Annotated in this window: 21 protein-coding genes and 1 tRNA gene; 9 read left to right on the top strand and 13 right to left on the bottom strand. The window is 63.9% G+C overall.

The window, feature by feature from the left end:
• Window positions 1–36: 36 nt before the first annotated feature.
• Genes RSE12_20150 through RSE12_20130 form a run of 5 tightly spaced genes read right to left on the bottom strand, consistent with a single transcriptional unit; the run spans window position 37 to window position 4,799 of the window.
• Window positions 37–792: an SDR family oxidoreductase gene (locus tag RSE12_20150; protein WRH62636.1), complete on the bottom strand. Its 756-nt coding sequence runs from the start codon at window positions 790–792 to the stop codon at window positions 37–39.
• The gene (locus RSE12_20145) at window positions 792–1,610 is read right to left on the bottom strand and encodes an ABC transporter permease (protein ID WRH62635.1); all 819 of its coding nucleotides are present in this window, start codon (window positions 1,608–1,610) and stop codon (window positions 792–794) included. Before RSE12_20145 ends, RSE12_20150 begins: the two co-directional genes overlap by 1 nt.
• Before the next feature lie 9 nt (window positions 1,611–1,619).
• Window positions 1,620–2,471, bottom strand: coding sequence for an ABC transporter permease (locus RSE12_20140; protein WRH62634.1), 852 nt, complete (start codon window positions 2,469–2,471; stop codon window positions 1,620–1,622).
• A gap of 4 nt (window positions 2,472–2,475) precedes the next feature.
• On the bottom strand, window positions 2,476–3,636 hold the full coding sequence (locus RSE12_20135; protein ID WRH62633.1) for a spermidine/putrescine ABC transporter substrate-binding protein: 1,161 nt from the start codon (window positions 3,634–3,636) through the stop codon (window positions 2,476–2,478).
• A 32-nt stretch (window positions 3,637–3,668) separates the two neighbouring features.
• Window positions 3,669–4,799 (bottom strand): ABC transporter ATP-binding protein, encoded by a 1,131-nt coding sequence (locus RSE12_20130; protein ID WRH62632.1) that lies wholly within the window; start codon window positions 4,797–4,799, stop codon window positions 3,669–3,671.
• 99 nt (window positions 4,800–4,898) lie between these two features.
• Here RSE12_20130 and RSE12_20125 point away from each other — a divergent pair, with 99 nt between their 5' ends.
• A complete protein-coding gene (locus RSE12_20125; protein WRH62631.1) occupies window positions 4,899–5,714 on the top strand; it encodes a helix-turn-helix transcriptional regulator in 816 nt (271 codons plus the stop codon).
• Window positions 5,715–5,783: 69 nt separating this feature from the next.
• Here the strand turns inward: RSE12_20125 and RSE12_20120 are convergent.
• The 4 genes from RSE12_20120 to leuB all read right to left on the bottom strand — a co-directional run bounded on the left by RSE12_20120 (window position 5,784) and on the right by leuB (window position 9,040).
• A tRNA-Pro gene (locus tag RSE12_20120) sits at window positions 5,784–5,860 on the bottom strand.
• Between the two features lie 70 nt (window positions 5,861–5,930).
• A complete protein-coding gene (locus RSE12_20115; protein WRH62630.1) occupies window positions 5,931–6,893 on the bottom strand; it encodes a DMT family transporter in 963 nt (320 codons plus the stop codon).
• A gap of 101 nt (window positions 6,894–6,994) precedes the next feature.
• Entirely contained in the window at window positions 6,995–7,882 is an 888-nt protein-coding gene (locus RSE12_20110; GenBank protein WRH62629.1) for a DMT family transporter, read from the bottom strand.
• A 51-nt stretch (window positions 7,883–7,933) separates the two neighbouring features.
• On the bottom strand, window positions 7,934–9,040 hold the full coding sequence (gene leuB / locus RSE12_20105; protein ID WRH62628.1) for a 3-isopropylmalate dehydrogenase: 1,107 nt from the start codon (window positions 9,038–9,040) through the stop codon (window positions 7,934–7,936).
• 222 nt (window positions 9,041–9,262) lie between these two features.
• Between leuB and RSE12_20100 the strand changes: the two genes are divergently transcribed.
• Both RSE12_20100 and RSE12_20095 read left to right on the top strand, forming a co-directional pair.
• Window positions 9,263–10,285 carry a LytTR family DNA-binding domain-containing protein gene (locus tag RSE12_20100; protein WRH62627.1) on the top strand — a complete coding sequence of 341 codons (1,023 nt, stop codon included), beginning with the start codon at window positions 9,263–9,265 and terminating at the stop codon, window positions 10,283–10,285.
• Window positions 10,285–11,226, top strand: coding sequence for a LytTR family transcriptional regulator DNA-binding domain-containing protein (locus RSE12_20095; protein WRH62626.1), 942 nt, complete (start codon window positions 10,285–10,287; stop codon window positions 11,224–11,226). Before RSE12_20100 ends, RSE12_20095 begins: the two co-directional genes overlap by 1 nt.
• On the opposite strand, the gene RSE12_20090 is transcribed toward RSE12_20095, so the two are convergent.
• The 4 genes from RSE12_20090 to leuC form a co-directional block, all read right to left on the bottom strand.
• Entirely contained in the window at window positions 11,175–12,140 is a 966-nt protein-coding gene (locus RSE12_20090) for an endonuclease/exonuclease/phosphatase family protein (protein WRH64883.1), read from the bottom strand. The genes RSE12_20095 and RSE12_20090 overlap by 52 nt on opposite strands.
• Window positions 12,141–12,244: 104 nt before the next feature.
• Complete coding sequence (locus RSE12_20085) at window positions 12,245–13,081, bottom strand: hypothetical protein (GenBank protein ID WRH62625.1); 837 nt, start codon at window positions 13,079–13,081, stop codon at window positions 12,245–12,247.
• 286 nt (window positions 13,082–13,367) lie between these two features.
• A complete protein-coding gene (gene leuD / locus RSE12_20080; protein ID WRH62624.1) occupies window positions 13,368–13,973 on the bottom strand; it encodes a 3-isopropylmalate dehydratase small subunit in 606 nt (201 codons plus the stop codon).
• 11 nt (window positions 13,974–13,984) lie between these two features.
• A complete protein-coding gene (gene leuC / locus RSE12_20075; protein WRH62623.1) occupies window positions 13,985–15,403 on the bottom strand; it encodes a 3-isopropylmalate dehydratase large subunit in 1,419 nt (472 codons plus the stop codon).
• Between the two features lie 398 nt (window positions 15,404–15,801).
• On the opposite strand from leuC, the gene RSE12_20070 reads away from it, so the two are divergent.
• From RSE12_20070 to RSE12_20045, 6 genes are all read left to right on the top strand, one after another.
• The gene (locus RSE12_20070) at window positions 15,802–16,437 is read left to right on the top strand and encodes a heme-binding protein (protein ID WRH62622.1); all 636 of its coding nucleotides are present in this window, start codon (window positions 15,802–15,804) and stop codon (window positions 16,435–16,437) included.
• A gap of 194 nt (window positions 16,438–16,631) precedes the next feature.
• Window positions 16,632–17,006: a ribosome silencing factor gene (rsfS, locus tag RSE12_20065; protein ID WRH62621.1), complete on the top strand. Its 375-nt coding sequence runs from the start codon at window positions 16,632–16,634 to the stop codon at window positions 17,004–17,006.
• Between the two features lie 5 nt (window positions 17,007–17,011).
• Window positions 17,012–17,485: a 23S rRNA (pseudouridine(1915)-N(3))-methyltransferase RlmH gene (gene rlmH, locus RSE12_20060; GenBank protein WRH62620.1), complete on the top strand. Its 474-nt coding sequence runs from the start codon at window positions 17,012–17,014 to the stop codon at window positions 17,483–17,485.
• A 342-nt stretch (window positions 17,486–17,827) separates the two neighbouring features.
• Window positions 17,828–19,345: a 2,3-bisphosphoglycerate-independent phosphoglycerate mutase gene (gene gpmI, locus RSE12_20055; GenBank protein WRH62619.1), complete on the top strand. Its 1,518-nt coding sequence runs from the start codon at window positions 17,828–17,830 to the stop codon at window positions 19,343–19,345.
• Between the two features lie 2 nt (window positions 19,346–19,347).
• A complete protein-coding gene (locus RSE12_20050; protein ID WRH64882.1) occupies window positions 19,348–20,460 on the top strand; it encodes a peptidoglycan DD-metalloendopeptidase family protein in 1,113 nt (370 codons plus the stop codon).
• Window positions 20,461–20,467: 7 nt separating this feature from the next.
• Complete coding sequence (locus RSE12_20045; protein WRH62618.1) at window positions 20,468–21,820, top strand: S41 family peptidase; 1,353 nt, start codon at window positions 20,468–20,470, stop codon at window positions 21,818–21,820.
• The last annotated feature ends 22 nt before the right edge of the window (window positions 21,821–21,842 follow it).

The following is a 21,842-nucleotide window of genomic DNA, read 5'->3' as shown; positions in this document are numbered from 1 at the left end:
AGGGGTGTGGGTGGCCTTCGCAGGTCTGGCGCGCGTCTAGAGGCATTCCCCGCCGTCGATGACCAGCGCATGACCTGTCATGAAGGCCGACCGGTCCGAAGCAAGGTAGACGATGCTTTCGGCGATTTCGGTTTCCGATGCCCAACGCCCCATGGGAATGGATTGGGCGACATAGGATTCCAGCGCGGCACGCCCGCCCATCTGCGCCTCGAACCCGCGGTTGAAGGGCGTGTCCACGAAGCCGGGGCAGAGCGCGTTGCAGCGGATGTTGTCTGCGGCATAGTCCACCGCGATCTGGCGGGTCATGGCGATGACGGCGTGTTTTGTTGTGCAATAGGCGATCATCCCACGGTCGTATTGCACGCCGGAATTTGACGCCGTGATGATGATGGATCCCTTTCGTTGTTGCTGCATTTGCGGCATGGCTGCGCGCGCGGCCACGAAATGCGCGCGCACGTTCAAACGCCACGAGGCATCCATGGCATCGGTGGCGATCTCGGTCAGTCGACCCGGAACCTGAATCCCGGCATGGGAATGCAGGATGTCGAGCCGGCCGCGCGCTGCGACAGCCCTGATTGCTGCCGTGACAGCCGCATCGTCGGCGGCGTCCAGCGCCAACGCCTCGGCCGTGCCACCGGCGGCGCGGATTTCATCGGCCACAGCGCGGGCGCGGGCGCCATCCAGATCGGTGACGGTGACGATGGCCCCTTCGCGCGCAAGGGCCAGCGCGCCCGCCCGTCCGATGCCGGACCCTGCCCCCGTCAGAAAGGCGACGCGCCCTGCAAGCTGCATCACTTGCTGCCCTTTCTGGTGCCGCTGCGCAGGATGAATTGCGCGACTACCAACAGCAGCAGCGACACGGCCAGAACCATGGTGCCGATGGCGTTGATCTCGGGCGTGACCCCGCGGCGGATGGATGAGAAGACATAGATGGGGAGGGTCGTTTCGGACCCGGCGACGAAGAAGGCGATGATGAAATCATCGAAGCTGAAGGTGAAGCTGAGGAGGAAGCCCGCAAGGATGCCCGGAAAGATCAAGGGCAGCGTGACCTGCCGGAAGGTGGCGAAGGGGGGCGCGTAAAGATCGGCCGAGGCTTCGAGAAGGCTGCGGTCCATGCCCGACAGGCGGGCGCGCAGGATGATGATGACCAGCGCCATGGAGAACAAGGCATGGGCCGCGATCAGCGAGCCATAGCCCATCGACAGTTGTGGGGCCTGTCCTTCGGGGGCCAGCCGGGCGAGCAGTGGGTTGATCCAGCCAAACAGGGTGACCAGCGCGATCAAGGTGGCGATCCCGATGACGATGCCTGGCACCATGATGGCCACATAGATCAGCGCATCCGCAACTGCGCGCAGGCGGCCTTTCATGCCTTGCAAGGCCAGCGCTGCCATGGTGCCAAAGACGCTGGCGATCAGGGCCGAGCTGAGGGCGACGATGAAGCTGGTCCAGAGCGCCTCCATCACGAAGGGGTTGGACAGCGCCTTGCCATACCATTGGACGGAGAAACCCGTGAACTGGCTGGCATGACGGCCTGCGTTGAAGCTGAAGACCGCGATGATGGCGATGGGCAGGTAGAGGAAGGCGAAGACGGCAAAGGCATAAAGGCGCATGGGTCGGTCCTACATCAGGGCCACATCATCGCGCTGGCCCCCCATGCGGCGCATCAGCCACATGTAGACCGTCACGGTGATGAGCATGATGACAACCAGCGTCACTGCGACGGCGGCCCCGAAGGCCCAGTTGCGCGATTGCAGGAAAAGATCGACCAGCGCGTTACCTATGAAGAAGACCTTGCCGCCACCCAGCATGGCGGGGATCAGGAATTCGCCCATCAGCAGGATGAACACGAGCAGGCATCCCGTGGCCACGCCCGGCAGGGACAGGGGCAGCGTCACTTGCAGGAAACTGCGCAGGGGTGGTGCGCCAAGATCGGCGGATGCCTCCAGCAACCGTTTGTCCAGCCGTTCGAGACTGACATAGATCGGCATCACCATCAGGGGCAGATAGCCATAGACGATGCCCGTCAGCACCGCGAAAGGCGTGTTGATCAGCCGGACCGAGCCGAGACCCAGCCATTCGATCACTGCAGGCAGGCCCTGACCGCCAAGGATGAAGATCCACGCATAGCTGCGGATCAGGATGGAGGTCCAGAAGGGCACGATCACAAGGATCAGCAGCAATGTCCGCCATTTCGGATCGGCCCGCATCGCAAGAAAATAGGCCAGCGGATAGGCGATCAGCAGCGAAAGTGCCGTGCCCAGCGGGGCCAGCAGCAGGGTGTTCAGGAAGGCCGTCCCGCGGGCGGGCAGATTGGCGTATTGTTCGAGGGTGAAGGCGGGCACATAGCCGCCTGCCGGTGCCCGTTCGCCAAAGCTGAACACCAGAACGAAGCACAGCGGCAGCACGAGCATGACTGCAAACCACACCCCGGCGGGTGCGAGAAGCAGCCATGATGCGCGCTGCCGCTGCATGACGTCAGGCCGACTTGAAGCGGGCCATCAGCTCGGCCCGGTTCGGATCGGTGAGTGTCGCCGCCGCGCCGAACTCCAGCGCGTTCAGCAGATCGGCGGCAGGGTAGAGGATCGGGTCATTCAGAATCTCGGCCGGCAGTAGGGCATCGACGCGGCTGTCTGCCACCGGATAGCCGTGGAAGAGCGCCTCTTTGGCGTTCACCTCGGGTTTCAGCAGGTAGTTGATCAGCGCATAGGCGGCATCGCGATGCGGCGCGCCCTTGGGGATGGCATAGAAATCCGACCACAGCTCGCCGCCTTCGCGGCCAAGGACAAAGGCGATTTCCGGCATGTCGCGGTTCAACTGCTTGCCGTCGCCTGTCCAGCAGATTGTCATCCAGGCATCGCCCGACCGCATGGAGGGCTGGTAGTCCGAGCTGATGGCGAAAAGGTGCGGCTTGGCGGCCAACAGCAGTTCTTCGGCCTTGGCCAGTTCTGCCGGGTCGATCGAGTTGAAGGAATAGCCATAGTATTTCAGCGCATTGCCGATGGTTGTCAGCTGATAGTCATGCACCATGGTGCGGCCCGAGAAGGTGGTCTGGGTCAGATCCCAGAATTCCTTCCATGTGGCGGGCGTGGTGCCTTCGGTGTGGTTTGTGTTCACCGCAAAGCCCGTGGTGCCCCAGTTCTTTGGCACGGCATAAAGTTTGCCATCCACCGTTCCCGGCCCGGCAAAGCGGGGATCGAAACTTGCCGCGTCGTAATTGGGCAGGAGCGAGAGATCGAGCGGCTCGATCAGGTCTTGTTCAACATAGGTGGTGATCGTGTAGTTCGTCGGGACGAACACATCCCAGCCGCTGCCGCCAGCCTGCAATTTGGCGAGCATTTCCTCGTTCGAGCCGAACACGTTCACCTGCACCGCAGCGCCGGTTTCCGAGGTGAAGGCATCGAAGTTCGCCACATCGTGGTAGTTGGGCCAGGTCGCAAGGGCGACGCGATCGCCGATGGCCGTTTGAGCGCGGGCGGCGCGGGGCAGAAGGCCCGGCATGGCGGCACCCAGAACGGCGGTCGCCGCGCCAAGGCCGGTGACCCCAAGGAAATGCCGCCGCGTCACCGATCCTTTCTGGTAGCGCCGCAGTTCCTCCATGAATTTCTGACGTGAGATATGGTCGATCTTGTCGGTCATTGCTGAAGTCTCCCGGTTGGTTTTTTCTTTGTTCAGTCTTGCGCAAGTATCAGGCCGGCGTCGGGCGCCCATGTCATGAACCCCGCATCGCCCGGGGCGAAGCTGCCTTCGGCGGCTTCGGCCTGGCGGGCGACGAGCACCAGAAGATCGCCAAGGGCGGCATGGCGGACGAGGTATTCGGTGTGTTCGCCCAGAAAGATGCGGTTGATGACGGTGACAGGCGCTGCCCCGTCGCGGGCATGATGGCCCAGTTCGATCTGTTCCGGGCGTATGCTGAGCGACACCTTTTCGCCCAGGGTCAATGACCCGGACACCCGCCCCGAAAAGCCGGGACCGGCGGGGGGTTCGATCCGCCCTGTCGTGCCAGAAAGCGCGGTTAGGGTGCCGTCGATGAAGTTCGACTTGCCCACGAAATCCGCGACATAGCGGCTGACGGGTTGGTCATAGAGGGCATTGGGTGATCCAGATTGGACGATCCGCCCGCCACGCATGACGCAGATGCGGTCCGACATCGACAGCGCCTCTTCCTGATCATGGGTGACCAGAACAAAGGTGATGCCAAGCTGGCGTTGCAGGGTTTGCAGTTCGATCTGCATTTCGCGCCGCAGCTTGCGGTCGAGCGCGGCCAGCGGTTCATCCAGAAGCAGGACCTTGGGTTCGTTCACGATGGCGCGGGCCAGTGCGACGCGCTGCTGCTGGCCGCCCGACATTTCCCAGATGCGGCGGCGGCCAAAGCCCGAAAGACGCACCATTTCCAACGCGCGGTCCACCTTGCGCGCCACCACGCCCCGGTCTGGCCGGGGGCGGCGCTGCATCAGGCCATAAGCGATGTTGTCGGCGACAGTCAGATGCGGAAACAGGGCATAGTGTTGAAACACCATGTTGACCGGGCGCTGATGGGCGGGAACGTCGGTCACCCGTTCGCCATCCAGAAAGACATCGCCCGATGTCGGGGTTTCAAAGCCGGCCAGCATCCGCAGCGCCGTCGTCTTGCCGCAGCCGGAAGGGCCAAGGAAGGACAGGAACTCACCCCGCCCGATCCCGAAGGTCAGCGCATCCGCGGCCAGAACATCGCCATAGCGTTTCGTGGCCGCACGGAATTCGGCGATCAGCGGAGTGCCGGCCCGTTCACCCGTTTCGCCATTGTCTAGGAGGCTGTGCATGGGACCGCATCTATCCTATGAAACATGCCAAAGCGTAGGGGAGGGTCCATTGGCTGTATATATCACAAATGGGGTATTTCAGCGCGGTTGGACGGGCAGATGATCCCGCCCGGTTGGGCCGCGCTTGCGGGGGCGGTGGTGGCGGCGCTTGACAGCCCCGGTCTTCCAAAGGGGTTGGCCGACCTGCTGCGCCATACCGCGCCCTTCACCTATACGGTCGTGTTCGGCTATCGCGGGCCGGACAGGCCCATTGATCTCTACGACGATTTCCCGCCGAACAAGCGCAAGATATTCGTCACCGATTATCAGGCGGGGCCCTATCTTCTGGATCCCTTCTACCTTGCCGCAGTGCGGCCTGTTGCGCCCGGCCTGTATCGGCTGCGCGACATGGCGCCGGACCGGTTTTATCAGGGCGAGTATTACCGGAATTACTATGCCCAGACGGGGCTGGCCGAAGAGATTGCCTATTTCGTCAGCCTGCCGGATCGGGCGATGATCGTGCTGTCGTTGATGCGGGCCGAGAAGCCGTTTTCGCAAAAGGAACTTCTGGCGCTGGAGTCGTTGTTTCCCTTTGTGGCCGCCGCCGTCCAACGCCATTGGGCGGCGTTTGGGGTGGATGCTGGGCAGGGCGGGGCGCGGGTCGGGCTGCGCGGGGAAAGGCGCAGCGTGGCCCATGATTTTGGCAGCTTTGGTGTGGGCATCCTGACCGCGCGCGAGCGGGAGGTGGCGGAATACACCCTGAAGGGCCATTCGGCCGAGTCGGCGGGGCAGATCATGGGGATTTCGCCGGGGACGGTGCGAATCCATCGGCGCAACATCTATGCCAAGCTGCGCATCAATTCGCAGGGCGAACTGTTCTCGCTGTTCCTGGAAACGCTGGACGCCGCGGTGTTGAAGACATTGCAGCGAAGCTAGGCGCAGCGCTGACGGAATGCCCTGTGGTCGGGTTGTTCAGGTTAACGGGATTTTCGGGGGGTGATGATTTGGTCGGAGCGAGAGGATTCGAACCTCCGACCCCCTGCTCCCGAAGCAGGTGCGCTACCAGACTGCGCTACGCTCCGACCATTGCGGCGTGGGTTACAGCCCCGTGGCGGCATTTGCAAGGGGCATGGTCGGCGAAGGGGGCCGGAATCAATCCTGACGTTCGGGGATGCCCATGCGCCGCATCATCACGCTGACGCGGGGCATGGCGCCGGTTTCCGCGCGGCCTTTGGTGGCCAGCACGGGGCGGTTCTCGGAGACGCTGGGCGTTCCTTCGCGCAGGACGATGTAGATCCCCGAGGCGATGATGATGGCGCTGCCGATGGCGGTGTAGAGATCGACCGTTTCATCGAACAGGACCGAGCCGAAGAAAGCGGCCCAGAGGATTTGGGAATACTGCATCGGGGCGACGATGATGGCGGGCGCGGTGCGGTATGCCTTGATCACCAAAAGCCCGGCCACGAAGCCGAACAGGGCAATGATTCCCATCAGCCCCAGATGGGCCACCGGCATGGGGACATAGACAAACGGCAGGACCGCCCCCATTGCCAGCACGTTGCCCAGCATCGGAAAGAGCATCAGGACGGCAGAGCGTTCGACGGCACCGATCTTGCGCACGATGACTGAGGTGAGCGCGCCGGTCACGGCGGCAGAGAGAGCGGCCAGGTGGCCCAGGCTCAGGTCGGCCTCGCCGGGGCGAAGGACGACAAGCACGCCGATCAGGCCAACGACCACGGCGATTCCGCGGCGCAGGCCCACACGTTCGCCCAGCATCGGAATGGCCATCAGCGTGATCAGAAGCGGCATGGCAAAGAAGATGGCGTAGGCCTGTGCCAGGGGCAGTTGCGAAAAGGCGAAGAAGCCTGCCACCCCGGTCAGCACGGCCGAGACTGCGCGGGCAAGGCTCCACCACGGGTGGCGAGGAACGAGGTTCTCGTCGCGCCTGTCGCCAAGCAGCATGAAGGTGACCAGCGGAAAGCTGAGCAAGCCCGAGAAGAAAATGATCTGCACGGCAGAATAGTCGCTGCCCAGAAACTTCACCACCACGTCATGGGTGGCGTAGATGCCGAAGGCCGCGAGCGAAAGAAGCGCGCCGCGCAGGTTGGGGGACATGTGGCAGAATCCTTGGGGGCGCGCGGGGACGCAAAGGGCTGGCTGGAATGATGCTGATAGTGTCGCGCGAAGTGGCGGCGGGTGCAAGCCGGGATGGGCGGTCAGGTGGGCACTGTCGGCGGCGGAACGCGGGCGGCCTTGTCCTGACGCGCGACAACGATGATGCCTGCCAGCGCGATCAGGACGATGCCGATCAGGGTGCGGGTGCCGATGGCTTCGTCAAACAAAAGGCTGCCGAAAATGGCGGCCCAGAGGATTTGGGAATACTGCATCGGGGCCACGATGATGGCGGCGGCGCGGCGATAGGCTTCGACGATGGCGACCATGCCCACCATCAGCACCACGGCCATCAGGGCCGAAATGCCAAGGTCGGCGGTGGCCATGGGGCGGTAGACCCAAGGCATGGTGGCGGCTACCACGGCAAAAAGCACGATCTGCGGCCAAAGCAGCATGACGGCGGTGTTTTCCACCGCCCCTGTCTTGCGGATCAGGACATAGTTCATCGCCCCTACCAGCGCGCCGGTCAGGGCCAGCGCATGACCGATGCCCAAGGGCGTGGCGACGGGGTCCAGCGCCACGATGACGCCCGCCAGACCCAGAAGCACGGCGATACCGCGCACGGGATCGAAGCGCTCGCCCAGCACCGGGACGGCCAGAAGCGCGATGAAGAGGGGCATGGTGAAGAAGATCGCATAAGCCTCGGCCAAGGGCAGCATGGTGAAGGCCGACACGCCGGCAATGAAATTCACCACCGTGCCGGCGCAGCGCAGGACCATCAGGCCAGGGCGGTTGGGCCAAAGGCGGCGGGCGTTGCCGGAATAGAGGATGTATGCGCCAAGCAGCGGCAGGGTCAGCGCGCCGGCGGCAAAGATGACTTGCAGGGGGTGGTAGGTGGCCCCCAGCAACTTGGCCGAGATGTCATAGGTTGCGTAAGTCCCAAAGGCCAGAAGTCCCAGCCCGGCGCCTGACAGAGTGGGGGAAAGCGCCATGCTGGACCATCCGCGATGTGGGTTGGCGGCGCGGGATGCGCCGCCGCAGCGTCAGAGGCTGGCGTCGAGGGCAGCGATGACGGCATCGCCCATCTGGCTGGTGGAAACCGGCACGCCGCCTTCGGGGCCCATCAGATCGGCGGTGCGGACGCCATCGGCCAGCACCTTTTCCACGGCCTTTTCGACGCGGGTGGCATCGTCGCCCATGTCGAACGAATAGCGCAGCGCCATGGCGAAGGACAGGATGCAGGCGATCGGGTTGGCCTTGCCCTGACCGGCGATGTCGGGGGCCGAACCGTGGACGGGTTCATACAGCGCCTTGGGCCGGCCATTGGCCATGGGCAGGCCGAGGCTGGCCGAGGGCAGCATGCCAAGGCTGCCGGTCAGCATCGCGGCCATGTCCGACAGCACATCGCCGAACAGGTTGTCGGTGACGATCACGTCAAACTGCTTGGGCCAGCGGCACAGCTGCATCGCGCCGTTGTCGGCATACATATGGGTCAGCGCGACATCGGGGTATTCCTTGTCATGCACTTCCTGCACGACCTGGCGCCAGAGGATGCCGGATTCCATGACGTTGGCCTTCTCCATCGAGCAGACCTTGTTGTTGCGGCGACGGGCGAGTTCAAACGCCGAACGGGCGACGCGGGCGATTTCGGATTCCGTGTAGCGCTGGGTGTTGATGCCGACGCGTTCATTGCCTTCGGTGAAGATGCCGCGCGGTTCACCGAAATAGACACCCGAGGTGAGTTCGCGGACGATCACGATATCAAGGCCTGCGACCACATCGCGTTTCAGCGATGAGAAATCGGCCAGCGCGTCAAAGCACTGGGCGGGGCGCAGGTTCGAGAACAGGTCCATCTCCTTGCGCAGGCGCAGAAGGCCGCGTTCGGGTTTTACGCTGAAATCGAGGTTGTCGTATTGCGGGCCGCCGACAGCGCCGAGGAGCACGGCATCGACGGATTGCGCCTTTGCCATGGTGTCATCATGCAGGGGGGTGCCGTGCTTGTCATAGGCGCAGCCGCCGACAAGATCTTCGCTCACATCGAAATGGACGCCGCGCTTGGCGCCGAACCAGCCGATGATCTTTTTCACCTCGGCCATGACTTCGGGGCCGATGCCATCGCCGGCGAGGATGAGAAGGGAGGGATTGGCCACGGTGGCGCTCCTGCAGGACAAGGGAATTATTGGGGGTGGCGTATCGGCTTGGGTCGGGCGGGTCAAGCGGGCAGGGGGCGGCGAAAGACTGAGAAAAACGATACGTACGTATAGTTACATGATTTTCTCTGTGGCCGTTCTTGTCGTTGTAACAGGTCATGCTTTATCCTTGCCAAGTAACGGTTGGGGTATGCGTGCCAGTACTGGAATCGAGTGACGACGATGCCGCGATTGACGGATCTGCCCGTGATTGACGGAGGCGGCCGATCAGGGCGTCTTGAGCCGGCACTCGATCTTCGATTGCTGAGCGGCAGTCAGCTTTTCATCAACATTGGCGAAGTGCGGCGCGTGGTGCGGCATCGCTATATGCTGGCGAATTTTGTCGGACTGACGATCCCGGGGATTGCTTTGCTTTATGCGCTGGATAGCAAGCGAATCCCGATTGACATGCAGGTGCCTGCGGTCGTGGTGGGGCTGGTGGCAGCACAGGCCTTGCTGATGGTTTATCTGCGATCTGTGGTCGCCGTCGCGCGGGTGTTCCACAGGGAGGCGCGGATCATCCGGATATGGGTGACGCCGGGGATGATGCTGGGTGCCGCTGCGCTGCTGGCCGCGGTAAGCATCATGCATCATGTGTTGGAGGTGCAGCAGGATTGGACGGAACTGCAATCGAAACTGATCCCGTTCTTTTGCGTGCTGTATCTGGAGCTTTGCGCAAGTTTCATCTTTCGCGGTGCGTTGCCACGGGCGCTGGCGGATTTGCGCGGTGGAGTGGACCCGTTCGCGGATATGGCGGATGGCCCGTTACAGGACGATGGTCCGGTGGCTGAGGCTGCTGGGGCGGTTACGGAGAGGCCGAAGCTGCCACAGGGTGGCGATCTGCTGATCCGGCTGGGAATTGCCCCTGCCGATATCCTGCGGGCAGAGGCAAGCGGGAATTATGTGACCATTGTCACGCGGACCGGCCGGCATCTGGTGCCGGGGCCGTTTTCGGGGGTGGTGGCGCAGATGCCCGCAACGCTGGGCCGGCAGGTGCAGCGGTCGCATTGGGTGGCGCTGGCTGCGGTTGAGGGGGTGAGGAAACAGGGGCGTGAGATTTGGCTGGATATCGCGGGCGGCGGGCGGGTTCCGGTGTCGGCGGCCTTGAAATCCGAAGTGCAGGCCTGGCTGGATGGGCGGGACAATGCCCGTCCTGTGGCATTGCGTGACCTGCCGGATCGACCTGCACAGGACAAGGTGGCCTGATGCGATCCGCGCAGCCCGCAGAGACGAGGGTTGAGGTCACCATGTTTTCCGGTGACGTGGTCCGCTTTGGGCCATTCGAATTCGTTTCGACACTGTTTCATCGCTATATGATCATCCATTACATCCTGCTGTATTTCTTTGTGATCACCTTCGACACGCGCTCGGATCATGCCAAGCTTTTCGTGGATGAGCGGGCGCGCAACATTGCCCTGAGCATCCTCTGTGGTGTTCTGATGCTGGTGCTGGTCGCGCTGATCGTTGAATACATCTCCTATCGGTGGGGGACGGTACGCATCAAGGCATCGCCCTACCTTTTGGCGGCGGTGACGATCGGTATCGGGGTCGACCTTGTGATATCGAAGGATTCGATGATGCCAACGCCAAAGCTGTTGGTGCTGGTGATCTATTATTTCGTCCTGATCGAGGCCTTTGCGCATATGTTGATGCTGGTCGTCGTCCCGCGGGTGTTGGGCGATCTGCGCGGGCGAAGGCCCGGTGCTCTGCCCAAGACGGTGGTGCCTGTGGCCGAACCGCAAAGAGTGTGGGAGGCGGACCATGTCGAGATCGGGGGCAAGCGGATCAAGCCTGACACGCTGATCCGGATCATGGCAGAGGGCAATTACATTCGGATCATCACCAAGGACGAGCGGATATATCTGCCCGGCCCCTTTGGTGCGGTGGTCGATCCCCTGCCGGAATGGCTGGGTGTGCGGGCGTCGCGGTCGGATTGGGTGGCGGCACGGGCCGCGCAGGCCATTCGCCGCGACGGGCGCGACATGTTCGTCGACATGGAGGATGGCACGTCGGTGCGCGTGGCCAATTCACGCCAGAAGGTGGTGCTGTCCGTGCTGAAGCTGCCGGTCGATCGGGTCCGGTTTGACGCGGTCGATCAGGGGCCGGGAGTGGCGGCCAACACCGACAGGTCGATCCAGACCGGGTAGTGATGCGAGGCGGTTGCCAGCGTGGCGGCGAAAGGGTCACCGTCGGGCGGCCAGAGGACGCCACTGGCATGGATGACAAGGTCGCCGGAGGGCAGCAGGTAATCCAGTCGCAGACCGCCCAGATCGGTATAGATCGCGGTGTCCAGCGCAGGGTCGCCCCGATGCGCCGGTTCCGTTCGGCCATGGGTGCCGCGCGGCGCGGGATCGGTCAGCGCCGGATGGTTGAGCAGGGCGCGCAGGGCGTCGGGGCGGCCATCGCCATCCTCGGGATCAAGGTTCGCATCGCCCAGCAGGATGAAGGGTGGTGCAGGGGGCGGGATGGCCAGACGGCTATTCAGCAGATGCAGCCAGAAGCCCGCCTCATCCGCATTGCGGCGGCCATTGCGATCCTCGGGCCCGTCAAAGGCAGGCGGGGTGGCATGCCAGATCAGCAGGGAAAGACGCGCGCCACCCGGCAGCAGGACCGGCAGGATCAGGTGGCTATGCGACGACAGGCGCTGAATCTCGGCAAGGCCGGGGTCCATGTCCGGGGGAAGATTGGCCTGTGGCAGGGCACGCCAAAGAAGGCCGCTGAAATCCTGTGCCTGTTCGGTCAGAAGCGGCAGGCGCGACAGGATGGCGGTGCCGCCCGCGCCGGGGAAACGGCCCCAGCCTTGGGCATCTTCCGGCTCATTGACGCGGCCGTCACCATCGACATCAAAGCCGGTCGGCTGGCCCGCGTTGGGGCGCGGGGCGTAAAAGTGCGGATAGGGGTGACCCGCCGCCTGTAACCGCAGGGCAAGGGCGGACAGGGCGTGAAGGCCGGGGTCATGGTCCACCCCGGTGAGGACAAGGATATCGGCGTCCAGCCGGGCCAGAACGGCGAGGATTGCCGCGATCTGGGCATCTTTGCCCGCCTCGATATCGCGCAGCAGCAGGCCGGGGCCGCGCCGTTCCAACCCGACATTCCAGAGAGCAAGGCGCAGCGGTTCTGAACGGGCCAGCGTGGCCGTCAGGCAGAGGGCCGCCAGCGCCAGGATCAGGCGGGAAGCAACGCCTCGGACGCGGTACCGGCGCTTTCGCGGCGCTTGTCGCGGATCATCTGCGCCACGCGATACATCGCGATCCCGCGCATGAAGAGGCTTGCCGGAAGAAAGGCCCATGCTGTCATCGTCCAGATCAGGCTGTGCGATCCGGTCAGACTGGCGGCATCAATCCCGCCCATGAACAGCCGCACAACAACCGGGGCCAAGAATGGCAGCAGGAACCCTAATGAAATGTTAATGCGCGCGTCCCGCTCCAGCCGGGCGACGATGTCGCTGCCGCTGGTAGGATCGAAGGTCGGCAGGTTGATCCAGACATTAAACACCCGTCCCTGACGCGGCCAACTGCCCAGCCGCATGTGGAAGGAGAAGTAGAACAGTCCCAGTAGCGAGGTCAGATAGGCCGTGCCGGCGGCGGTGCGCAGGATGGCGATATCGGCTTCGGTCGCGCCGGTTGTCAGAACCTGAGTGGCCAGACGGACCGGGCTATACGGGAAATCCATTGCCTGCCCGATAAGCGCGCCCACGGCTTCGACCAGTTGGGTCAGCGTCGAGGGGTCGGTGCGACCCCGTTCGATCAGGGCGAGGGCCAGCAGCGTTGCGGCCAGCAGCAAAAAGCGGATGCGGTTGAAGGGCGGTGCGTCGCGGAATTCGATCAGACCCGGCGCTTCGCCATTATATTCGACAAAGGTAAGGAGACCGGCAAAGAGGGCAACGAGGGCGACCGTTTGCTGTGCATCCGTGGCCAGGCCCGGTACGAGCATGGACGGTGCAACAACCAGCACCACGATCATAACTGCGCGCAAAAGCGCCCCGGCAAGCCGCGAACCCACTGCCCTGTTTCCTTCCCGCCAGCCGACCCAGGGTTTGCCCTTGGTGCCGCTTCCAGCGAATACCCGCACATTGTGGCGGACTGCCTCAATCTTGCCCAATTTGTGCCTTCTTTCGTGTACCGTTACAACACCCGTTCGTATGTATGCAGGGCTTTGCGGCCATTTCGCGGACAAGGTGTCGCTGGATTGCATCAAGATTCCGGCAAGGAAAAGGCCGCCCCGAGGGGCGGCCCAAGATGTTGTGGTTGCTTGGTTTTTGGCATCTAGTCGGCAGCCAAGGCCGGTTTCAGGCCCAAGGACGCAGGGTTGCCAGCGATTTTTCGTAGCTGTCGATGGCGGCGGCCTTTTCCAAGGTCAGGCCAATGTCATCCAGACCGTTCAGCAGGCAATGCTTGCGGTGCTGGTCGACCTCGAACGAGAAGACCTGCCCGTCCGAGGTGGTGACGGTCTGGCTGGGCAGATCGACCGTGACGCGGGCATTGGCGCCTTTCTTGGCATCGGCCATCAGCACATCGACCACTTCTTGCGGCATGACGATGGGCAGGATGCCGTTCTTGAAGCAGTTGTTGTAGAAGATGTCGGCAAAGCTGGTGGAGATCACGCAGCGGATGCCGAAATCCAGAAGCGCCCAAGGCGCATGTTCGCGCGACGAGCCGCAGCCGAAATTGTCGCCTGCGATCAGGATTTCAGTCTTGCGATAGGCGGGCTGGTTCAGGACGAAATCGGGGATTTCCTGCCCGTCCTGCGTATAGCGCATTTCATCAAACAGGTTCTTGCCGAGACCCGAGCGCTGGATCGTCTTCAGGAACTGTTTGGGGATGATCATATCGGTGTCGATATTGACCAGCGGCATGGGGGCCGCGATGCCGGTGAGGGTGGTGAATTTCTGCATCGGTCTGTTCCTTACACCTGTTCCGACATCACATCGCGCACATCGACCAGATGACCGGCGATGGCTGCCGCCGCCGCCATGGCGGGCGACAACAGGTGCGTGCGGCCACCGCGGCCTTGGCGGCCTTCGAAGTTGCGGTTGGAGGTGGCGGCGCAGCGTTCGCCGGGGGCCAGCTGATCGGGGTTCATGGCAAGGCACATGGAGCAGCCCGCGAGACGCCATTCAAAGCCCGCGTCGATGAAGATCTGGGCCAGACCTTCCTCTTCCGCCTGTGCGCGCACGAGGCCCGAGCCGGGAACGACCATCGCGCGTTTCACCGCGATCTTCTTGCCCTTCAGGATGGCCGCCGCGGCGCGGAGGTCTTCGATGCGGCCATTGGTGCAAGAGCCGATGAAGACTGTGTCGATGGCGACATCGGTCAGTTTCTGACCGGGGGTCAGGCCCATGTATTCCAGCGAGCGGCGGGCCGCTTCGACCTTGCCGCCGGTGAAATCTTCGGGCGCGGGGACGGTGCCGGTGATGGGCAGAACATCTTCGGGCGAGGTGCCCCAGGTCACGACGGGGGCGATGTCTTCGCCACGGATCGTGACGACCTTGTCAAAATGCGCGCCTTCATCGGTGAAGAGGGTTTTCCAATAGGCGAGCGCGGCCTCCCACTTTGCGCCTTTCGGCGCGTGGGGGCGGCCCATGCAATAGGCAAAGGTCTTTTCGTCCGGCGCAATCAAACCGGCGCGGGCGCCGCCTTCGATGGCCATGTTACACACGGTCATGCGGCCTTCCATCGACAGTTCGCGGATCGCCTGGCCGCAATATTCGATGACATAGCCGGTGCCGCCAGCGGTACCGGTTTCACCGATCACCGACAGGGTGATGTCCTTGGCGGTGACGCCGGGGCGGAGCGAGCCGGTGATTTCCACCTTCATGTTCTTGCCCTTGCGCTGGATCAGCGTCTGGGTGGCGAGGACATGTTCCACTTCGGAGGTGCCGATGCCATGCGCCAGCGCGCCGAAGGCGCCATGGGTGGCGGTGTGGCTGTCGCCACAAACCACGGTCATCCCCGGCAGCGTCCAGCCCTGTTCGGGGCCGACGATGTGGACGATGCCCTGACGGATGTCGGAGACGGGATAGTAGTTGATCCCGAAATCCTTGGCGTTCTTGTCGAGCGCGGCCACCTGAATCCGGCTGTCTTCGGTCATGGTCGCGGCATTGGCGCGGTCCAGCGTCGTGGGGACGTTGTGATCGGGCACGGCGATGGTCTTTTCCGGGGCGCGGACGGTGCGGCCCGTCATGCGCAGGCCTTCGAATGCCTGCGGCGAGGTCACCTCATGCACGAGGTGGCGGTCGATATACAGCAGGCAGGTGCCGTCTTCGGCCTGATGGACGACGTGATCATCCCAGATCTTGTCATAAAGGGTGCGCGGAGCGGTCATGGCTCATCTCTTTCGGATATGGCTGTGGGTGTGGCGCGGCTGCGCCGGGATGACGGGAGGCGCGTCAGGAAAGGCGTGCGAGAACCGACCGGCTTTCGCGGGTAAAGCGCCAAGGCAGGCGCGCGTGGTCGGCCATGTCGAAGAAGCGCATCATGCGCGACTGATTACGCGCGAATCTGCTGTGAGGCAAGACGCGGGTTCGGGGCGGGGTGGAGTGACGGGCCACGCAAGGCGGGTTTCACCGCCAACACATGGAACGTCGCGACAAGGTGATGGTTAGGGTTACGCAACAGAGCGGTGCTTGGGCCATTGCGGGGATTTGCCGGGCTGTTCGGAATGGGTTTGCTGTGCGGGTGGGTAAGGCGTGCTAGGTCAGGATCAGACAAAGGGTGATGTGCATGGGATGGGTTCAGAAGCGGGTTGTATTGGCGCTGCTGGCAATGGGTGTCGCGGGCGGGATGGCAGGGGCGGGGATGGCTGAGAGTTATAAAGGCACTGAAACCCCGGCCTATGTGGTTGAGGATAGCGATGGCGCGGTGGAGGTGCGGGCCTATCCGCCGCATCTGGCGGCAGAGGTGACAGTCGAGGGAAGCCGGGATGCGGCTGTGGGCGCGGGGTTCCGGGTGCTGGCGGCCTATATCTTTGGCGGGAACGAGGCGAAGGCGAAGGTCGCGATGACCACACCTGTCGCGCAATCGGAAAAGATCGCCATGACTACGCCTGTGGCGCAAAGCGGCGCGGGGTCGACATGGACGGTGCAGTTTTCGATGCCGTCAGAGTTCACGATGGACACCCTGCCGCGCCCCAAGGACCCGCGAATCCGGCTTGTGACCAACCCGGCCAAACGCATGGTGGTGCTGGAATTTTCAGGCGTTCCAACGACTTCGTCGCTTGAGGCGCGCAGTGCAGAGTTGCGGGAATGGGTGGCGCAGCGCGGGTTGGCGGTGGAAGAGCCACCGCAGTTCCTGTTCTACGATTCACCCTTCACCCTGCCGTGGAACCGCCGCAACGAGGTGGGTTTCGTGCTGCGGTGACGGTTCTTCTTGCGCTTTTCGCCGCCGGGGGATATCGCGCGCGCTTCGCGTGCCGTTGAGATACGGGCGCGGCAATGTTACCCTGTTGGTCAAGCCCCGCGCCGGGGCGATGCGGCGCGCCATTTCGGGAGGACTATGTCCTGTCTCATTCAGACCCAACGACCGGGCTGCCGGTCGGGCCAAGGGCGGCGCGCATGACGGCGACCGCCACGGCGAATGCGGGAACCTTTTCTTCGGAAGACGTTCTGGCGGCAGTGCTGAAATCCGTCGATGACGACAAGGCCGAGGATATCGTGCAGATCGATCTGCGCGGGCGGTCGGACGTGGCCGATTACATGGTCATCTGTTCGGGCCGGTCGTCGCGTCAGGTGGCGGCAATCTCCGAAAAGCTGGTTGATCGGCTGAAGCAGGATCTGCGGATCATCAGCAAGATCGAAGGCAAGGAAACCGGTGACTGGGTGCTGATCGACGCGGGCGATGTGATCGTCCATGTCTTCCGGCCCGAGGTGCGCGAGTTCTATCAGCTTGAAAAGATGTGGCTTCCCGGAAGCGCCCATCGCGGGGCCTGAGGGCCGTGCGGGTGCATGTCTGTGCGGTGGGGCGCATCCGGGCGGATCAGCCCGAGCGTGCGATCTTTGAAGATTACCACATGCGGTTCAACCGCACAGGAAAGCCGCTCGCGCTGGGCCCGTTGTTCGAGACCGAGGTTGAGGACAAGAAGGGCGGCGGGATGGAGGCCGAGGCAGAGTTGCTGGCGCGGGCTGTTCCCGCAGGGGCGCTGCTGGTGACGATGGATGAGCGCGGCAAGGTGATGTCATCGCCGGAGTTTTCGGCGCAACTGGCGCGGTGGCGCGATGAGGGGCGGCAGGATGTGGCCTTTGTCATCGGCGGGGCCGACGGGATTGCGCCGGGGTTGCGCGACCGGGCCGCGTTTTCGATCAGTTTCGGGCGGATGGTCTGGCCGCATATGCTGGTGCGGGTGATGCTGGCCGAGCAGTTGTATCGGGCGGCGACGATCCTGTCGGGCGGGCCGTATCACCGGGCGTGATTTTCTTCTAACCATCTGGGAACGCTGCATTAACCGGGGGCATCCGGCCCAAAAGGCTGTGCCGCTGTCGGTGCAGATGGTGGTGCAGACGGCTGTGCATACGCACGGGGGGCTTACCGGGCGTTAAGGTTAACGTTGGAGTAGGGATTGGTGCGATTCCGGGGTGGATTGGAGACGGGCCGATCCGGACGCTGATGAGGGTTGTGGCGGAAGATTCTGGGCCGGGGCAACCTTGGACAGGAAAGCCAAGGCGGAAAACTTGATGCCAGCGCTGCGGGGTGCGTTGCCGGATGGGGCCGGGGGCGGTATTGAGCTTGCAAGACCAAGAAGGGGTATCCTGCCATGACTGTTCCAAAGCCCGTCGTGCTGTGCATTCTTGACGGCTGGGGGCTTTCGGAGACGCGAGAGGGCAATGCCCCGGCGCAGGCGCATGTGCCGAATTTCAACCGCATCTGGGCGAGTTGCCCGAAGGCCACGCTGATCACGCATGGCCCGGATGTGGGCCTGCCGCGCGGGCAGATGGGCAATTCCGAGGTGGGCCATACCAATATCGGCGCGGGCCGCGTGGTGGCGATGGACCTTGGGGCGATTGATCTGGCGGTGGAGGACGGGTCTTTTGCCGAGAATGAGGCGCTGGGCGCGTTCATCGCCAAGGTAAAGGCTGCGGGCGGCGTGGCGCATCTGATGGGCGTGGTGTCGGATGGCGGGGTACATGGGCATATCACCCATGTGATCGCGGCCTGTCGGGCGGTGACGGCGGCAGGGGTACCGGTCTGGCTGCACGCGATCACCGACGGGCGGGATGTTGCGCCATCGTCAGCGGCGGGGTTTGTGGCGGATCTGGTGGCCAAGCTGCCGGTGGGCGCGCGGATTGCCACGGTGACGGGGCGCTATTGGGCGATGGACCGGGATAACCGCTGGGAGCGGGTGTCGCGCGCCTTTGCGGCGATGGTGCGGGGCGAGGGCGAAGTGGCAGCGGATGCCGTGGAGGCCGTGGCGCAATCCTATGCCAAGGGTGAGACGGATGAGTTTCTGGCCCCCACGGTGATCGGCGGCTATGCGGGCGCGCGGGATGGGGACGGGCTGTTCTGCCTGAACTTCCGGGCGGATCGGGCGCGGGAGATATTGGCCGCGCTGGGACAGCCGGGGTTTGACGGGTTCGATACCGGCAGGCGACCGGCATGGTCGGCCATGCTGGGGATGGTGGAATATTCCGAGGGCCACAACGCCTATATGGCGACGGCTTTTCCGAAGCGGTCGATCCCCAATTCGCTGGGGGAATGGGTGGCGGCCCATGGGCGGACGCAGTTCCGGTTGGCCGAGACCGAGAAATATCCGCATGTGACCTTTTTCCTGAATGGCGGGCGGGAGGAGCCGTTCGCGGGCGAAGATCGGGACATGCCGAAATCGCCCAAGGTGGCGACCTATGACCTTCAGCCGGAAATGAGCGCGCCCGAGGTGGGGGCGGCGCTGGTGGGCGCGATCCGGCATGGCTATGACCTGATCGTGGTGAATTTCGCCAATCCCGATATGGTGGGCCATACCGGCGATCTGGCCGCCGCGATGCGCGCCTGCGAGGCGGTGGATGCCGCGCTGGGCGATGCGCTGGCGGCGCTGGACGTGGCGGGCGGCGCGATGATCGTGACTGCCGATCATGGTAATTGCGAGCAGATGATTGATCCGGTGACGGGCGGGCCGCATACGGCGCATACGACAAACCCGGTGCCGGTGATCCTTGTGGGCGGGCCTGCGGGGGCGCGGCTGCGGCAGGGCCGGCTGGCCGATCTGGCGCCCACTGTGCTGGCGTTGATGGGGTTGGAGCAACCGCCGGAAATGACGGGGCAGAGTCTGATCGTATGAGGCTGCGCGTCGCCCTTTGCCTTGGCCTTGGCCTGATGCTGGCGCAGCCGGTGCTGGCCGATACCGCCGCCGAACAGGCAGCGCAGGCGGCGGGTGACCTGATGGCCGCCGTGACGGCAATGGAAGAGGCCGAGGGCGCGCGGGACCGGGTGGCCGCGCTGACCCAGACGATCCGCGCCTATGAGGATGGGCTGGGCGCGCTGCGCGAGGCGCTGCGGCAGGCATCGCTGCGCGAGACGGCGCTGAGCCTGCAATTCAACGCGCAGCGGGACCGGATTTCGCAATTGGTGGGCGTGCTGGGGCAGTTGGAGGCGGAGCCGGGGCCGTTGTTGCTGTTGCATCCGACGGGGCCGGTGGGAACGGTGCGGTCGGGGATGATGCTGGCCGATGTGACGCCCGCCTTGCAGGCCGAAGCGGCGCGGTTGCGGGCGGAATTGCAGGAGTTGCGCGATCTGCGCGCCTTGCAAGAGGCGGCGGGCGAGACGCTGGCGCGCGGGTTGAGCGTGGCGCAGACCGCGCGGACGGCGCTGAGCCAGGCGATCAGCGACCGGACCGAACTGCCCCGGCGGTTCACCGAAGACCCCGAAGTGTTGCGCGGGCTGGTGGAAAGCGCGGATACGCTGGAGGCCTTTGCCACGGGGCTGGCCCCTGATGCGACGGATGGCGAGGATTTCGCCAGCGCCATGGGGCGTTTGCCGCGCCCGGTGCTGGGATCGGTGCTGCGCCGCCCCGGCGAGGCAGATGCGGCAGGGGTGCGTCGGCCGGGGCTGACGATTGCCACAAGACCCCGTGCGCTGGTCACTGCACCGTGGCCTGCGACGATCCGGTACCGGGGGCCGCTGCTCGACTACGGAAATGTGATGATCCTGGAGCCGGGAGGGGGCTATCTATTGATCCTCGCGGGGCTTGGTTCGGTATATGGAGAAGTGGGCGAGGTGGTGGCACAGGGTGCGCCGCTGGGCCTTATGGGGGGCGCAGAGCCGGAACTTGCAGACATCCTTGCCGCGTCACAAGAAGGTGGTGGCGCACGCGAGACGGAAACGCTTTATTTGGAATTGCGGCAGGGTGCCGATCCGGTGGACCCGGAACCTTGGTTCACCGAAGGAAGGGAATGAGATCGAGATGAAGAAGTTCGTCATGGCCGCAGTGGGCGGCACGGTGGCCGGAGCCATTCTTACCTTGCAGGTGGCGGGACCGCTGATCGCGCAAGAGACCGAGCGGAACGAGAATGTCTATCAGCAGCTTGATCTGTTCGGGGACATCTTTGAACGCATCCGGTCGCAATATGTGGAAGAGGTCGACAGCGAGCAGCTGATCGAAGCAGCGATCAACGGGATGCTGACATCGCTTGATCCGCATTCCAGCTATCTGCCGCCGGAAGATTTCGACGACATGCAGGTGCAGACGCGTGGCGAATTCGGGGGCCTTGGGATCGAGGTCACGCAGGAAGAGGGTTTCGTCAAGGTGGTGTCGCCGATGGACGACACGCCCGCCGATGCGGCGGGGATCGAGGCGGGCGATTTCATCACCCATGTGAACGGCGAAAGCGTGCTGGGCCTGACGCTGGATGATGCCGTGGAAATGATGCGGGGGCCGGTCGGTTCCGAGATCATCATCACCGTGGTGCGCGAAGGTGTGGATGAGCCGTTTGACGTGTCGATCATCCGCGACACGATCAAGGTGACGGCGGTGCGCAGCCGTGTTGTCGGCAAGACGGTGGTGCTGCGGATCACGACGTTTAACGACCAGACCACGCCTGGGCTGGAAGAGCAGATGAAGAAATCCATCGACGAGCTGGGCGGGATGGAGAATGTCGACGGTTTTGTTCTGGACCTGCGCAACAATCCCGGCGGTCTGCTGACCGAGGCGATCAGCGTGTCGGATGCTTTCCTTGAGAAGGGCGAGATCGTGTCGACCCGGGGCCGCGAGGCATCGGATGGCGAGCGGTTCAACGCGACGCCGGGCGACCTGACCGAAGGCAAGCCCATCGTCATGCTGATCAATGGCGGCTCTGCCTCGGCATCCGAGATCGTGGCGGGGGCGTTGCAGGATCATCGCCGGGCGATCGTGGTGGGGACCAAGAGCTTTGGCAAAGGGTCAGTGCAGACGGTGGTGCCGCTGCGCGGGGACGGCGCGATGCGGTTGACGACGGCGCGCTATTACACGCCGTCGGGCCGGTCGATCCAGGCGCTGGGCGTGATGCCGGATATCGTGGTGAACCAGCCGGTGGTGACGCCGCCGGTCGAGGGGGAGGAAGCCGCCTCTGCCGCGCAGAACCCGTCTTCCGAGGCGGATCTGCGGGGGATCATCACCAATGATTCCATGAGCGAGGATGAGCGCAAGCTGCTGGAAGAAGAGCGGGCGCAGATCGAAGAGGCGGCCAAGCTGCGCGATGAGGATTACCAGCTGGCCTATGCCGTGGACATCCTGCGCGGGCTGAACGCCGTGGCCCCGGCAATGGCCGAGCAGAACTGAAAGGAGCGGGGCCGCGCTGCGG

The organism is Fuscovulum sp. (assembly GCA_035192965.1).
Taxonomy (GTDB): Bacteria; Pseudomonadota; Alphaproteobacteria; order Rhodobacterales; family Rhodobacteraceae; genus Paragemmobacter.
The sequence above is the reverse complement of the archived record's forward strand: the minus strand, read 5'-3'. Positions and strand labels throughout refer to the sequence as shown.

Coding starts and splice junctions, on each gene's coding strand:
- RSE12_20150 (WRH62636.1), bottom strand. CDS start 792: ATGCAGCTTGCAGGGCGCGTCGCCTTTCTGACGGGGGCAGGGTCCGGC.
- RSE12_20145 (WRH62635.1), bottom strand. CDS start 1,610: ATGCGCCTTTATGCCTTTGCCGTCTTCGCCTTCCTCTACCTGCCCATC.
- RSE12_20140 (WRH62634.1), bottom strand. CDS start 2,471: ATGCAGCGGCAGCGCGCATCATGGCTGCTTCTCGCACCCGCCGGGGTG.
- RSE12_20135 (WRH62633.1), bottom strand. CDS start 3,636: ATGACCGACAAGATCGACCATATCTCACGTCAGAAATTCATGGAGGAA.
- RSE12_20130 (WRH62632.1), bottom strand. CDS start 4,799: ATGCACAGCCTCCTAGACAATGGCGAAACGGGTGAACGGGCCGGCACT.
- RSE12_20125 (WRH62631.1), top strand. CDS start 4,899: ATGATCCCGCCCGGTTGGGCCGCGCTTGCGGGGGCGGTGGTGGCGGCG.
- RSE12_20115 (WRH62630.1), bottom strand. CDS start 6,893: ATGTCCCCCAACCTGCGCGGCGCGCTTCTTTCGCTCGCGGCCTTCGGC.
- RSE12_20110 (WRH62629.1), bottom strand. CDS start 7,882: ATGGCGCTTTCCCCCACTCTGTCAGGCGCCGGGCTGGGACTTCTGGCC.
- RSE12_20100 (WRH62627.1), top strand. CDS start 9,263: ATGCCGCGATTGACGGATCTGCCCGTGATTGACGGAGGCGGCCGATCA.
- RSE12_20095 (WRH62626.1), top strand. CDS start 10,285: ATGCGATCCGCGCAGCCCGCAGAGACGAGGGTTGAGGTCACCATGTTT.
- leuD (WRH62624.1), bottom strand. CDS start 13,973: ATGCAGAAATTCACCACCCTCACCGGCATCGCGGCCCCCATGCCGCTG.
- leuC (WRH62623.1), bottom strand. CDS start 15,403: ATGACCGCTCCGCGCACCCTTTATGACAAGATCTGGGATGATCACGTC.
- RSE12_20070 (WRH62622.1), top strand. CDS start 15,802: ATGGGATGGGTTCAGAAGCGGGTTGTATTGGCGCTGCTGGCAATGGGT.
- rsfS (WRH62621.1), top strand. CDS start 16,632: ATGACGGCGACCGCCACGGCGAATGCGGGAACCTTTTCTTCGGAAGAC.
- gpmI (WRH62619.1), top strand. CDS start 17,828: ATGACTGTTCCAAAGCCCGTCGTGCTGTGCATTCTTGACGGCTGGGGG.
- RSE12_20045 (WRH62618.1), top strand. CDS start 20,468: ATGAAGAAGTTCGTCATGGCCGCAGTGGGCGGCACGGTGGCCGGAGCC.